The sequence below is a fragment of the Rhizobium sp. NXC14 genome (assembly GCF_002117485.1).
Classification (GTDB): domain Bacteria; phylum Pseudomonadota; class Alphaproteobacteria; order Rhizobiales; family Rhizobiaceae; genus Rhizobium.
Map to the genome: position 1 here is coordinate 2,345,629 of NZ_CP021030.1, position 13,760 is coordinate 2,359,388.

At 62.0% G+C, this 13,760-nt stretch carries 14 protein-coding genes, 2 pseudogenes and 2 riboswitches; of the genes and pseudogenes, 6 read left to right on the forward strand and 10 right to left on the reverse strand.

All coding sequences use genetic code 11. The features are described 5' to 3' along the window. Positions 1-28: 28 nt before the first annotated feature. The 7 genes from NXC14_RS11590 to crcB form a co-directional block, all read right to left on the reverse strand. Entirely contained in the window at positions 29-421 is a 393-nt protein-coding gene (locus tag NXC14_RS11590) for a DoxX family protein (RefSeq protein ID WP_085778263.1), read from the reverse strand. A 116-nt stretch (positions 422-537) separates the two neighbouring features. Further along, a complete protein-coding gene (locus NXC14_RS11595; protein WP_085778264.1) occupies positions 538-2,070 on the reverse strand; it encodes an acyl-CoA carboxylase subunit beta in 1,533 nt (510 codons plus the stop codon). Positions 2,071-2,106: 36 nt separating this feature from the next. After that, positions 2,107-2,565: a hypothetical protein gene (locus NXC14_RS11600; RefSeq protein WP_085778265.1), complete on the reverse strand. Its 459-nt coding sequence runs from the start codon at positions 2,563-2,565 to the stop codon at positions 2,107-2,109. Between the two features lie 67 nt (positions 2,566-2,632). After that, on the reverse strand, positions 2,633-3,418 hold the full coding sequence (locus NXC14_RS11605; protein WP_085778266.1) for an ATP12 family chaperone protein: 786 nt from the start codon (positions 3,416-3,418) through the stop codon (positions 2,633-2,635). Positions 3,419-3,427: 9 nt separating this feature from the next. Next, positions 3,428-4,081, reverse strand: a complete 654-nt coding sequence (locus NXC14_RS11610; protein WP_085778267.1) for an HAD-IA family hydrolase — start codon at positions 4,079-4,081, stop codon at positions 3,428-3,430. Further along, positions 4,078-5,076 (reverse strand): RluA family pseudouridine synthase, encoded by a 999-nt coding sequence (locus tag NXC14_RS11615; protein ID WP_085778268.1) that lies wholly within the window; start codon positions 5,074-5,076, stop codon positions 4,078-4,080. The genes NXC14_RS11610 and NXC14_RS11615 overlap by 4 nt, the downstream gene beginning before the upstream one ends. Before the next feature lie 87 nt (positions 5,077-5,163). Beyond that, positions 5,164-5,541 (reverse strand): fluoride efflux transporter CrcB, encoded by a 378-nt coding sequence (crcB, locus tag NXC14_RS11620; protein ID WP_085778269.1) that lies wholly within the window; start codon positions 5,539-5,541, stop codon positions 5,164-5,166. 120 nt (positions 5,542-5,661) lie between these two features. Between crcB and NXC14_RS11625 the strand changes: the two genes are divergently transcribed. After that, positions 5,662-5,928, forward strand: a complete 267-nt coding sequence (locus NXC14_RS11625; protein ID WP_085778270.1) for a hypothetical protein — start codon at positions 5,662-5,664, stop codon at positions 5,926-5,928. 74 nt (positions 5,929-6,002) lie between these two features. Here the strand turns inward: NXC14_RS11625 and NXC14_RS11630 are convergent, their stop codons facing one another. Then, entirely contained in the window at positions 6,003-7,007 is a 1,005-nt protein-coding gene (locus NXC14_RS11630) for a copper chaperone PCu(A)C (RefSeq protein WP_085780078.1), read from the reverse strand. A 70-nt stretch (positions 7,008-7,077) separates the two neighbouring features. Beyond that, positions 7,078-7,458, reverse strand: coding sequence for a hypothetical protein (locus NXC14_RS11635; RefSeq protein WP_085778271.1), 381 nt, complete (start codon positions 7,456-7,458; stop codon positions 7,078-7,080). 158 nt (positions 7,459-7,616) lie between these two features. Continuing rightward, positions 7,617-7,709, forward strand: a riboswitch (glycine riboswitch). Then, positions 7,710-7,790: riboswitch (glycine riboswitch) on the forward strand. 75 nt (positions 7,791-7,865) lie between these two features. Here NXC14_RS11635 and gcvT point away from each other — a divergent pair. The 5 genes and pseudogenes from gcvT to NXC14_RS33355 all read left to right on the forward strand — a co-directional run. Continuing rightward, positions 7,866-9,002, forward strand: coding sequence for a glycine cleavage system aminomethyltransferase GcvT (gcvT, locus tag NXC14_RS11640; RefSeq protein WP_085778272.1), 1,137 nt, complete (start codon positions 7,866-7,868; stop codon positions 9,000-9,002). A 27-nt stretch (positions 9,003-9,029) separates the two neighbouring features. Further along, positions 9,030-9,392, forward strand: coding sequence for a glycine cleavage system protein GcvH (gene gcvH, locus NXC14_RS11645; protein ID WP_085778273.1), 363 nt, complete (start codon positions 9,030-9,032; stop codon positions 9,390-9,392). Further along, entirely contained in the window at positions 9,392-12,256 is a 2,865-nt protein-coding gene (gcvP, locus tag NXC14_RS11650) for an aminomethyl-transferring glycine dehydrogenase (protein ID WP_085778274.1), read from the forward strand. Before gcvH ends, gcvP begins: the two co-directional genes overlap by 1 nt. A 211-nt stretch (positions 12,257-12,467) precedes the next feature. Next, complete coding sequence (locus NXC14_RS11655; RefSeq protein ID WP_085778275.1) at positions 12,468-13,508, forward strand: GH25 family lysozyme; 1,041 nt, start codon at positions 12,468-12,470, stop codon at positions 13,506-13,508. Next, a pseudogene (locus tag NXC14_RS33355) lies at positions 13,507-13,608 on the forward strand (IS481 family transposase); the annotation flags it as partial. The gene NXC14_RS11655 and the pseudogene NXC14_RS33355, both read left to right, overlap by 2 nt. Positions 13,609-13,615: 7 nt before the next feature. Here NXC14_RS33355 and NXC14_RS11660 read toward each other — a convergent pair. After that, positions 13,616-13,744: pseudogene (locus NXC14_RS11660) on the reverse strand (agmatinase); the annotation flags it as partial. Positions 13,745-13,760: the final 16 nt, after the last annotated feature.

The following is a 13,760-nucleotide window of genomic DNA, read 5'->3' on the forward strand; positions in this document are numbered from 1 at the left end:
CCGAAACGCCCCGCAAACAATGTTCATTTCAAGCCGTCTTCCGGTTATCGACGGCAAGGGCGCCGGGACCGGAGAAGAACAGGTAAAGGAAGACGAAGCAGAACAGGATTGCCGCGTCACCCTGGTTGACGGCCGGGAAGAAGCTGTTGGGTGCATGCGCCATGAAATAGGCAACCGCCATTTCGCCCGCCAGCAGGAAGGCCACAGGCCGCGTCAGCAGGCCGACGAGAATGAGGATGCCACCGACCAGTTCCAGAAGGGCCGCAAACAACATCAGCGGCGGCAGCGAACCTGACATTTGTGACGCCGGAAAGCCGAAAAGCTTCATGGTGCCGTGCTCGATAAACAGCAGCGCGGTGATGATTCTGAGAGCGGCTAGCCCATAGGGGCGATAGGCGGAAAGACGCTCGAAAATTGACATTAAACCTCTCCATTAAAGAAATTGCAGCCGAGCGTTAGCCCGTCTCCGGCCACGATTGAACACACGGATCGCTGACGGCCGTTCACTTTTTCGACAGCAGGCAACGCGGCCAGATATCAGAGCGGGATGTTGTCGTGTTTTTTCCAGGGATTGGCGAGATCCTTGTTGCGCAGCATCTTCAGGCCGCGCGCCAGCCGCCGCCGGGTCGAATGCGGCATGATCACCTCGTCCACATAACCGCGCTCGGCAGCGACGAAGGGCGACAGGAACCTGTCCTCGTACATTTTCGTATGGGCGGCGATCTTCTCCGGATCGGCAATATCCTTGCGGAAGATGATCTCGACCGCGCCCTTGGCGCCCATCACGGCGATCTGCGCCGTCGGCCAGGCATAATTCAGGTCCCCCCGCAAATGTTTTGAGGCCATCACGTCATAGGCGCCACCAAAGGCTTTCCTGGTGATGACGGTGAGCTTCGGCACCGTCGCCTCCGCGTAGGCGAAGAGCAGCTTGGCGCCATGCTTGATAAGGCCGCCATATTCCTGTGCCGTGCCCGGCAGAAAACCCGGCACGTCGACGAAGGTGACGATCGGAATGTTGAAGCAGTCGCAGAAGCGCACGAAGCGCGCCGCCTTACGCGAGGCGTCGCTGTCGAGCACGCCGGCCAGCACCATCGGCTGGTTGGCGACGAAACCGACGGTGGAGCCCTCGACGCGGCCGAAGCCGCAGACGATGTTTTTGGCGAAGCTCTCCTGGATCTCAAAGAAATCCCCCTCGTCCGCCACCTTCCGGATCAGCTCCTTGATATCGTAAGGCTTGTTGGCGCTCGCCGGCACCAGCGTATCGAGCGACGCATCGGTCTCGGTCACCGATTGGTAACATTCGATCTCCGGCAACGGCGACGTGTTCGAAAGCGGCAGGAAATCGATCAGCCGGCGCACCTGCAACAGCGTATCGACATCATTCTCATAGGCGCCGTCGGCGATCGATGAGCGTGTCGTGTGCACCGTAGCGCCGCCAAGCTCCTCAGCTGTCACCGTCTCGTTGGTCACGGTCTTCACCACATCGGGACCGGTGACGAACATGTAGGAGGTGTCGCGCACCATGAAGATGAAATCGGTCATCGCAGGCGAATAGACGTCGCCGCCGGCGCAGGGGCCCATGATCACCGAGATCTGCGGAATGACGCCCGAGGCAAGCACATTGCGCTGGAAGACTTCGGCATAACCGCCAAGCGCGGCGACCCCTTCCTGGATGCGGGCGCCGCCGGCATCGTAGATGCCGACGATCGGCGCGCGGTTCTTCAGCGCCATGTCCTGCACCTTCATGATCTTCTCGGCATGCGCTTCCGAAAGCGAGCCACCGAAGACGGTGAAGTCCTTGGCGAAGACGAAGACCGTGCGGCCGTTGACCGTGCCCCACCCGCTGACGACGCCGTCGCCGGCGATACGGCTCTTATCCATGCCGAAATCGGTGGAGCGGTGCTCCACGAACATGTCGAACTCTTCGAAGGTGCCCTCGTCGAGGAAGAGGTCGATGCGCTCGCGCGCCGTCAGCTTGCCGCGCTTGTGCTGAGCATCGATCCGCTCCTTGCCACCGCCGAGACGCGCGATGCCGCGGCGGCGTTCCAGTTCTTCAAGAATTTCCTTCATGCGATCTCCCCTCGCCGCTCTCGCGGTCGATATGCGCTAGCGGCTGCGTCCGCTGAGCGAGAAAACCGAGCGGATCCGTGCAGCGACGTCCTCGGCCATGATGTCGTCGGCAAGTTTCGGGTCGGCGGCCATACTGGTTACGTCGAAGGCGCTGACGGCAATCACCGAGCCGTCGTCGACCGAAGCCGCATCAACCCTGATTTTGGCGACGTTGCGGTCCTTTTGGAAACCGAGTCCCTTCTCAATCGAAACCACGCGAATTGTCAGCACCACCCGCGGCAGCACGGTGTCGCGCAGCGTTGCATTGATTGCGGCATTGACGCGGTCGTTGATCCCGGCAAGCAGCTCGGCGGGGATGTTCGGGCCGGAGAGAACGACAGCGCTGCGCACATCATAGAGCGGTGCCTTCGGCTTGTTGGCCGAGAGGCTGCCGCAGGCCGTCAGCGCAATACAGACGAGCACGGTCCGGCAAAAACTCGACCTCAGCCAATCCATCGCAAAATCCCGCACCACCCCGTTGGAGTCGCAGATTTCGCCATAATGTCTGGGAAGGCAATATGTTTCAGGTGCTTAGGGCGAAAAAAACATCCGCTGCCGCCTTGAACTCGGCGAAGCGCTTGGCTCTTCGCTCCTCGGCTTCCTCGTCCCGCCCCCAATGCTCGATCGTCCAGTCTTCGTCGAGATGAGCAAGCGACCACGCCTCCTCCGCCGTCAGCCGGCCCTCGGCAAACGCGAGCGCCAGGATCGCCGAGCCGGTCAGCGTCGTGACCGTATGGAGGGCAGCGAGCGCCATGGGACTCTGATGCCGCGCCAGTGTCACGGCGAAGGCCGCGGTCGCCTCTCGCGGCTGTTCGTGAGGCATCACCCCTTCGACGAGGATGAAACGGGCGCCGAGATCGTGGGCGGCCCAGTCGATTACCGGGTCCCAATGCTCCCTCTGGCGCTCGACCAACAGCTCCGGCGTGTCGGCGCGGTAGCAGATGAGGTCGCTCGAGGAAAAGCGGAGAATGTCTTCGAAGATGGCCTGCGTATTGGTTGCCACGCCATCGAGCGCGGTGTTGACCAGCCGGGTCACCGGCATGGTGACCGGATCGATTTCCTCGCCCTGCCCACGCCATTCGGCGGCGACAAGCTGTGCGAGCGCCTCTGTGGGAACGGCAAGAACCTGACGTGCCGGCGTGCGCACCGACTTGCCGTCGAGCGTGATCGCGAAGCTGCCCTCGTGATCGGCGACCGCCACGTCGGTATAGAAACGCTTCGGCAGCGGCTTCTTCATCTGGATCTGCGCCCGACGGATGGGATCGGGATGGCTCAGACCCTCGGAAAGATCGTTCAGCAGATCGCGCATGGGCTCACCTCAAGAAAAATGGCGCAATATCTCGTTCGGATGATAGGCGATCGCATCGGCGCCGTTGGCGATCAGTTCATCCACGCTGGCATAGCCCCAGGCAACACCGATCGCTTTTGCGCCGGCAGCCTTTGCCATCTGCATATCGTAAACCGCATCGCCAATGACAATGGTATCGGCGGCATTCATCCCGGTTTCGTCGCAACATTCCGTCACCATTGCCGGATGCGGCTTGGAGGGGCAGTCGTCGGCGGTGCGCGCAACGACGAAATGCCTGTCGAAGCCGTGCGTGTCCATTACGAGCTTCAAACCGCGGCGGGATTTACCCGTCACCGCCCCGATCAGCAGATCCTCGCGGCCGCTGATCGCATCGATCATCTCGCGGATTCCGGCAAACAGCGGCTCCCGGTAGTCGAGATCCTGACGCACGATGGTAAACAGCGATTTGTAATGCGCCGTCATCTCGACGTCTTCCTGCCCGACGTGCGGCTTGCCCTGCATGCGGGCAATGGCGATATCCAGCGACAGGCCGATAATGGCCTTGGTGTCCTCAAATCGCGGCTCAGCCTTGCCGAACTTCTCGAAGGTGCGCCGCATGGTTTCATGGATAAGCCCGGCACTGTCGACCAAGGTGCCGTCGCAATCAAAAAGCGCAAGTTTCATTCTTGGTCGTCCAGGATGGGAGCCGAATTTTCATCGAAGCCGAGCAGGTTCCAGCTCTGCACCATATGCGGCGGCAGAGGCGCGGTGACGCGCAGGCGCCCCCCTGAGGGATGCGGGATGTCGATATGGCGGGCGTGCAGGTGCAGCCGCTTCTGGATACCGCCGGGAAAATCCCAGTTCGGATCGTCGTCGAAATATTTGGGATCGCCGATGATGGGATGGCCGATATGCAAGGCATGGACACGCAGCTGGTGCGTGCGCCCTGTATAGGGCTCCATCTCCAGCCAGGCGAGACGTTGCGCCGCCGTCTCGACGATGCGGTAGTAGGACACGGCATGATCGGCGCCGTCTTCGCCATGCTTGGCGATGCGCATGCGGTCGCCATCAGCGGTCGGCTCTTTGACGAGCCAGGTCGAAATCTTGTCCTCACGCTTGCGCGGCACGCCTTTGACCAGAGACCAATAGGTCTTCTTCGTATCACGCTCGCGGAAGGCGGCGGTCAGCTTCTGTGCCGCACCCCGGGTACGGGCGATGACGAGCACGCCTGACGTATCGCGGTCGAGGCGGTGGACGAGCCGCGGCTTCTCGCCCTTCGGGCTGGTCCAGGCCTCCAGCATCTGGTCGATATGCCTGGCGACGCCGGAGCCGCCCTGGACGGCAAGGCCGGGCGGTTTGTTGAGGACAATCACCTTTTCGTCCTCGTGCAGCACCATGCGTGACAGGAGGTCGAAATCCGTGGAATGTTTGAGATCCTTGCCGGCGATCGGCCCGGTTTTCAGCTTGGCGTCGACATCGAGCGGCGGCACGCGTACCGTCTGGCCGGGCTGCACGCGTGCGTCCGATTTCACCCGTCCGCCGTCGACGCGTATCTGGCCGGAGCGCAGCAGCTTCTGCAGCGGCCCGAAGCCCAGCCCGGGAAAATGCACCTTGAACCAGCGATCGAGCCGCATGCCCGCCTCGTCGGCTTCAACCTTGATATGTTCTATGCCAGCCATGAATAGTCTTTCGGAAATTGCAGCGCGGGCCAAGCCGGCGTTCTTGCCGCAGCCTTAGAGCATTTTCATGCAAAACGGAAACCGGAATCAGACCAAAGCGCGCATGATGGCGAGGCCCGCGAACACGGCCGCCATCGAAAGGCCGACGCTCGCTGCTATGTAGAGGCCGCCGGCGACAGCCTCGCCGCGCTCGAAGAGCGAGATGGCATCGAGCGAGAAAGCAGAGAAGGTGGTGAAGCCGCCGAGAAAGCCGGTGATCAGCAGCAGGCGCAGTTCCATCGATGCGTTGAACTTCCGCGCGACCAGTTCGGCGAAGACACCGATGACGAAGCAGCCGACGACATTGACGGCAAGAGTGCCCCAGGGAAAGGCCGGCCCCATGAGCTTTAGCGCCCATTGGCCGACATAATATCTGAGGACGGAACCGATTGCGCCGCCCAGCGCGACAAGGAAAGCCTGAATCATAAGCCGGATTTACCTCAGTTCGGCGACGACTCCAATGGAACCGCGCGAATTCTTGCCACTCGGTAAAATGCCAATGATTTTGTTACGATAGCACCAAGACCATGCGAATATCGTGACGGCATGACGCAGCTCCTGTCCATATCGGCCAACACCGCCGCCATTGCCTTCGAATCGCTGAGGATCCCCCAGCGCGTCGCTACGAGCACGGCGGCGCGTGATGCAAAGCGCATCGCTGACCGGCAATTGAACGGCGGGGCGTCCGATCAGGCCGAGGAGCCTTCCAGCATCATCCAGTCGACGGAGGTGGCGCTCGACCTGATGGCAAAGGGCAACCAGCAACCACAGACAGGCCTGCGGCAGGCGCTGCAATCCTACGAGGATGTCTAACAGACAAGCCGCTTCGAATAGAAAGCCCGCAGCTGTAATCGCAACCGCAGGCTCTCTGTGTGAATCGGCCGGCCCTACTTGCCCTGGGCCGACAGCACCTGCAGCACCAGATCGACCTTGCCAGCTTTCTCGAAGCTCAGCGTCACCGGCACCGTGTCACCCTGTTTAAATGGCGTCTTCACCTTCTGAAACATCAGATGCAGGCCGCCGGGCTCGAGCTTGACCGTTTCGCCCGCGGCAATGGCGATGCCATCCTTCAGCTGGCGCATCCGCATGACATTGTCCTTGGTAGCCATCTCGTGGATCTGAACCTCGCCCGCCGCGGGCGAGCTGATGGAGAGCAGGCGATCATCCATCTTGCCGTTGTTCTTCACCGTGAAAAAGCCGCCGCCGACCGGCTGGCCGGGCAGCATCGCTTTGGCGAAGGCGCCGGAGATTTCGAGGTCGCCGGCCTTGACTGTGTCGCCGGCTGGCATTGCTGCCGACATGTCCATGCCGGGCATGGCGGACATTCCGGACATGTTCATCCCGGCCATATCGTCATGGTCGTGGCCATGATCATCACCGGCAACGACCTTCAGGAGCGGCGCCAGGCTTTTCAGCGCGTGCGGATCGCCGCCTTCTCCAGCCACCTGATCCCAGGCCGTGACCTTATCGCCGCACAGCTGCGTCACCGGAAAGGCAAGCGAGCTGCCGGCTTCGACGCCCGACACCTTGCCCTGGATGACGAAGGTATCGTAGAAATCATCGGAGAGATTGCCGTTCTTCCAGCGGATCTCGATGGCGCCCGTCTTCACCTTGTCGCCGTGATTGTCGTAGCTCTTCTCGTAGTCGCCCTTGATTACCTCGAGTTCCCAGCCGGCCTTCGGCTGCGGCTTGGCGAAGACGAAGCCTTGCGGCAGTTTGACCCGCACTTCCGTGGTCGCCTTGCCATCGCAGCCGTGCGGCACCTGCAGCGTCGCAAGAATGGTGCTGTCGAGCTTCGCCTCCTTGTCGAGGAAGGTGACATGCGCCTCGGCGCCTGCGAAGGCAGTTGCGGAAAGAAGCGCGGCAAGCGCGAAAGTCTTGATTGTTTTCATCGATATCTCCTCGCCGGCCGCGAACTTCTTCGGGCGAACCGGCATTTTGCGTATAGGTTGCGGAGGCAGATCAGATGAGGGCCGGAGGCCCGCGCGAATTCGGCCGGTCTACAGTACTGACAGCGGCAACGGCTGAAGTCCCGATCGGCGGGTTGATCAGCGAGGCGAGCTTTCGCTCCAGCCACCAACCCGCATCCGGCGTCGGCAGGATCACCGATGCAGACAGCCGGCAGGCTTCGCAATTCGGCTTGAAGCCGACAGTCTTGCCTTCGGCCTCCTTCACGGTGACGCAGAGCGAGGCAAAGCTGCCGTCGGGTAGCACGTAGGCCGCGGCATCATAACCATCGGAAGCGACAGCCTGCGGCGCTTGATGGGCGAATCCGAGCAAAAGCAAGCCCAAGGCGCAAAGCATGCGCAGGAAGAGCGTCGCTTTCAGTCCTGTCTGCCGCATGAGATCCCCTTCAACAGCATGTCGCGATAGCCGTTTTCCCAGCCGAATGCAAAAGCAGATTTGCCGCAGATCGCGCCCTTCCCTGACTTTGGCGACAAAAATTTGTCAGGTCACGACATTTGGCCTTGCCAAGCGCTGCGCCCGCCGGATAATTGCGGCCAACCCTGTTGGGAGAATCCGGTGCTTCTGCCACCGGTGCCGAAGGAGCAACCGCCCCGGAAACTCTCAGGCCAAAGGACCAGCAAGGGGGCAGACGGAACTCTGGAGAGAAGCGTTTTCGAAACGCTCGCCGAAGGGATAACAATCTCAGGCAAAGGGACAGAGGGGGCTCAGGAGAGAAGCGCGCAGCCGCGCCTTCAGATTTGAGCCCGCGCCTTAATAAGAGGCGCAAACCCCGGAGGCGTCGTTTGGACGATACTGCTGCCCTCAAGAAAACCCCGCTGCATGCCCTGCATCTTTCGCTCGGCGCCCGCATGGTGCCGTTTGCTGGTTACGACATGCCAGTGCAATATCCGGCGGGCGTCATGAAGGAACATCTTCATACCCGCGCCGAGGCTGGCCTCTTCGATGTCTCCCACATGGGCCAGGTCATCGTGAAGGCGAAGTCGGGCAGCTATGAGGATGCGGCGCTGGCGCTGGAAAGCCTGGTGCCGGTCGATATTCTCGGGCTCCCGGCCGGCCGCCAGCGTTACGGCTTCTTTACCGACGACACCGGCGGCATCCTCGATGATCTGATGATCACACACGTCGACGACCACCTTTTCGTTGTCGTCAACGCCGCCTGCAAGGAGGCCGATCTGGCCCATCTGCAGACCCACATCGGCGACCAGTGCGACATCACGCTTCTGAACCGCGCCTTGATCGCGCTGCAGGGACCGCGCGCCGTCGAGGTTCTCGCCGAGCTCTGGGCCGACGTCGCGGCGATGAAATTCATGGATGTACGCCACTGCCGGCTGCACGACGTTTCCTGCCTGGTTTCGCGCTCCGGCTATAGTGGCGAGGACGGCTTCGAAATTTCCGTCCCGGCCGACAAGGCCGAAGATGTCGCTATGCGGTTGCTCGAACATCCGGACGTCCAGGCGATCGGCCTCGGCGCCCGTGACTCCCTGCGTCTGGAAGCCGGCCTCTGCCTTTACGGCAACGATATCGACACCACCACCTCGCCGGTCGAGGCAGCGCTCGAATGGGCGATGCAGAAAGCACGCCGCACCGGCGGCGCACGCGCCGGCGGCTTTCCGGGCTCCGGCCGCATCCTCTCCGAACTCGAAAACGGCGCCGCCCGCCGCCGTGTCGGCCTCAAGCCGGAGGGCAAGGCGCCGGTGCGCGGCCATGCCAAGCTCTACGCCGATGCCGAGGGCAAGGTCGAAATCGGTGAAGTCACGTCGGGCGGCTTCGGCCCCAGCGTCGAAGGTCCCGTCGCTATGGGCTACGTGCCCGTCTCCCATTCCACCGTAGGGACCCTTGTCTACGCCGAGGTGCGCGGCAAGTTCCTGCCGGTCACCGTCTCCGCCCTACCCTTCGTCAAGCCGACCTACAAACGCTGAAACCCTGTTTCCCGAGAGGATATTTCCATGCTGAAATTTACCGCTGAACATGAATGGCTCGAACTTGACGGCGATGTCGCAACCGTCGGCATCACCACTTATGCCGTCGAACAGCTGGGCGATCTTGTCTTCGTCGAACTGCCTGAAGTGGGCAAGAGCTTCGCCAAGAACGACGACGCGGCGACCGTTGAATCCGTCAAGGCGGCCTCCGAGGTCTATTGTCCGCTCGATGGCGAGATCACCGCGGTCAACGAGGCGATCGTCGCCGACCCCTCGCTCATCAACTCCGACCCTCAAGGCACCGGCTGGTTCTTCAAGCTGAAGCTCAAGAACCCCGCCGATGCCGATGGTCTGCTCGATGAGGCCGCCTACAAGGAGCTCACCGCGTAATGACGACGCCGACCGAATTCCAGTTCACCGATTATCAGCCCTACGATTTCGCCAATCGCCGTCACATCGGCCCCTCGCCGACCGAGATGACCGAGATGCTGAAGGTGATCGGCTATGACAGCCTCGACGGCCTGATCGACGCGACGCTGCCGCCCGCCATCCGTCAGAAGGCGCCGCTCGTCTGGGGCGCGCCGATGACCGAGCGCGAAGCGCTCGACAAGCTGCGCGAGACGGCAAACAAGAACAAGGTGCTGGTCTCGTTGATCGGCCAGGGCTACTACGGCACGATCACGCCGCCGGTCATTCAGCGCAATATTCTGGAAAACCCCGCCTGGTACACGGCCTATACGCCCTATCAGCCTGAGATCAGCCAAGGCCGTCTCGAAGCGCTGCTCAACTATCAGACGATGATCTGCGACTTGACCGGCCTCGACGTCGCCAACGCCTCGCTGCTTGACGAGGCGACCGCCGCCGCCGAAGGCATGGCGATGGCCGAGCGCGTTTCGAAGTCGAAGTCGAAAGCCTTCTTCGTCGATGCCGATTGCCATCCGCAGACCATCGCCCTCATTCGCACCCGTGCCGAGCCGCTTGGCTGGCAGGTCATCGTCGGCAATCCCTTCACCGATCTCGATCCCGTCGACGTCTTTGGCGCGATCTTCCAATATCCCGGCACGCACGGTCACCTGCATGACTTCACCGGCCTGATTGCGCGCCTGCACCAGGCTGGCGCCATCGCAATCGTTGCCGCCGATATTCTCGCGCTGACGCTGCTGAAATCGCCGGGCGAGATGGGCGCCGATATCGCCGTCGGCTCTTCGCAGCGTTTTGGCGTTCCGGTCGGCTACGGCGGTCCGCACGCCGCCTATATGGCGGTCAAGGACGCCATCAAACGCTCCATGCCCGGCCGCCTCGTCGGCGTTTCCGTCGATGCTCGCGGCAACCGCGCCTATCGACTGTCGCTGCAGACCCGCGAACAGCACATCCGCCGGGAGAAAGCGACTTCCAACATCTGCACCGCCCAGGTGCTGCTTGCTGTCATGGCCTCGATGTATGCGGTCTTCCACGGCCCGAAGGGCATCAAGGCGATCGCCCAGCAGGTGCACCAGAAGGCCGTGCTGATGGCCAAGGGCCTGGAGAAGCTCGGCTACAAGGTCGAGCCGGAAAGCTTCTTCGATACGATCACTGTCGATGTCGGCCATATGCAGGGCCTGATCCTACGCGCTGCCGTCGCCGAAGGCGTCAATCTGCGCAAGGTCGGCGAAACGAAGATCGGCATGAGCCTCGACGAGCGCACGCGGCCCGCGACACTCGAAGCGGTATGGCGCGCCTTCGGCGGCAATTTCGCCGTCGCGGATTTCGAGCCTTCCTACCGCCTGCCGAAGGACCTCCTCAGGACCAGCGATTATCTCACCCACCCGATCTTCCACATGAACCGGGCTGAAAGCGAGATGACGCGGTACATCCGGCGGCTCTCCGACCGTGACCTCGCGCTCGACCGCGCGATGATCCCGCTCGGCTCCTGCACGATGAAGCTCAATGCGACGGCGGAAATGCTGTCGATCACCTGGCCGGAATTTTCCGATATCCATCCCTTCGTGCCATCGGACCAGGCGCTCGGCTATCGCGAGATGCTGGATGACCTCACGGGAAAGCTCTGCGCCGTCACCGGCTACGACGCCTTCTCGATGCAGCCGAATTCCGGCGCGCAAGGCGAATATGCCGGCCTGCTGACGATCCGCAACTATCATATCGCCAATGGCGACGGTCATCGCGACGTCTGCCTGATTCCGACATCGGCACACGGCACCAACCCCGCTTCCGCCCAGATGGTCGGCATGAAGGTTGTCGTCGTCAAGGTCCGTGAGAACGGCGACATCGACATGGACGACTTCCGCGCCAAGGCTGAAGAGCACGCAGCAAACCTCTCCTGCTGCATGATCACCTATCCCTCGACGCACGGCGTGTTCGAGGAGACAGTCAAGGAAATCTGCGATCTCGTGCATCAGCACGGCGGCCAGGTCTATCTCGACGGCGCCAACATGAACGCCATGGTCGGCCTGTCCCGCCCCGGTGACATCGGCTCCGACGTGTCGCACCTCAACCTGCACAAGACCTTCTGCATCCCGCATGGCGGCGGCGGCCCCGGCATGGGCCCGATCGGCGTCAAGGCGCACCTGGCGCCCTACCTCCCGGGTCATCCGGAAACCGATGGGCGGCCGGGTGCCGTATCGGCGGCGGCCTTCGGCTCGGCCTCGATCCTGCCGATCTCCTGGAGCTACTGCCTGATGATGGGCGGCGAAGGCCTGACCCAGGCGACCAAGGTGGCGATCCTCAACGCCAACTACATCGCCACCCGGCTGAAGGGCGCTTATGACGTGCTCTATAAGTCGAAGACCGGGCGCGTCGCGCATGAATGCATCATCGACACGCGTCCACTGGTCGACAGCGCAGGCGTGACCGTCGACGACGTCGCCAAGCGCCTGATCGACTGCGGCTTCCACGCACCGACCATGAGCTGGCCGGTATCAGGCACGCTGATGATCGAGCCGACGGAAAGCGAGACCAAGGCCGAGCTCGACCGCTTCTGCGAGGCGATGCTGGCGATCCGCGAGGAAGCCCGCGCCATTGAGGAAGGACGCATGGACAAGGCCAATAACCCGCTGAAAAACGCGCCGCACACCGTCGAAGACCTCGTTGGCGAATGGGATCGCCCCTACAGCCGGGAGCAGGCCTGCTTCCCACCCGGCGCCTTCCGCGTCGACAAATACTGGTCACCTGTCAACCGCGTCGACAACGTCTATGGCGACCGCAACCTCATCTGCACCTGCCCGCCGGTGGAAAGCTACGCCGAAGCGGCGGAATGACATGACTTGGTAAGCCCTTCCCGACGAATTCGGGAGGGGCTGCCGACACTTCGGCCTTCCATGCACCGCTCGTGCCATCCCTGACACAGCCCTGCGAGGCACAGGGTTCAAATTTAACCTTTCTTAGCAAGTCTCTGTTAGCAATTCGAAATGGGCGGTTTTTCTTCATCGGGAATGTTGCCGTCGACCTTTGTTTTGCGTGCAGGTTCTCATGCGTCCATCGGCATTGCCAGCAATCCTCCTCGCCACCCTGATCCTGTCGGGATGCGCCGCAAGCTCGGGCGCCGAAGATGTGCTCACCCCTGTGCCGTCGGCAGAAACGACCAATGCGATCACCAAACCGAACGGCCCGATACCGGCTGCTGCTGTCGGCGACCCTGCGCCACAGGCAAGCCCGCCGCAGCAGGCGCTGAGCTGGACAGGGCCCGTTCCGGAGCCGCAAGCGCTCGCGCCTGCCGACAGGCCGGTCGGCATGCCGATGCCGACGGAAAGGCCTGTCGCGATGCTGATGCCCGATGCCCCGGATGTCGATCCTGACGCCGGCCCGAATTCCCCCAAACGCTCGCGAATCTATAGCCACCGCTTCCGCGATGCCAAACCGATCAACTTCGGCAGAACTTCGCCGAGAAAGCTTGCCGTGCATGGCGTCGACGTGTCGCGCTGGCAGGGCGAGATCGACTGGGAGACTTTGCGCCAGCAGGGCGCCAACTTCGTCTACATCAAGGCGACGGACGGCGGCGATCACCTCGACCCGATGTTTAAGAAGAATTGGCGCCGCGCCAAGGAAGCCGGGCTGAAACATGGCGCCTATCACTTCTTCTACTGGTGCCGGACAGCCGGCGAACAGGCCGACTGGTTCATCCGCAACGTTCCGAAGGAAGCCAACGCCCTCCCGCCCGTCATCGACGTCGAGTGGAACGGTGAATCGAGCTGCAAGCGGCGCATCTCCCCCGCTCGCGTCCGGGAAAAGATGCAGGTCTTCATGGACAAGCTCGAGCGGCATTACGGCCAGCGCCCGATCATCTACACGGCGCCGGACTTCTATCGCGACAATCTGAAGGGCCAGATGCTTGACTATCCCTTCTGGCTGCGCTCGGTAGCCGCTCACCCCTCCAAGGTCTATCCCGGCCGCAAGTGGGTGTTCTGGCAGTATTCCGGCTCCGGCCTCTCCGACGGCGTCGACGGCAAGATCGACCTCAATGTGTTCAACGGCAGCGAAAGCGATTGGCACGACTGGGTAGCGTCGCGTTAATCTCGAAAGCCTGAAAGCCCATGTCCTTGCCTTCGTCACAGCCTATAACTGTGCCAAGCACCTCAAGGCATTGCGATGGCGAACGCCCTACCAGGCAATCTGCGATTCAGTCTCGTGCCGTTCTTGGAGATGATCTTCTCCGCCACTTTCCGAAACTTCTCATCGAATATCTCACCACCATTGGCGTCCGCGAAATCTGCGCGCAACTGTTCGAGTCGGTTTTTGTCCCACGCCATGCGCATATGTCTCCGC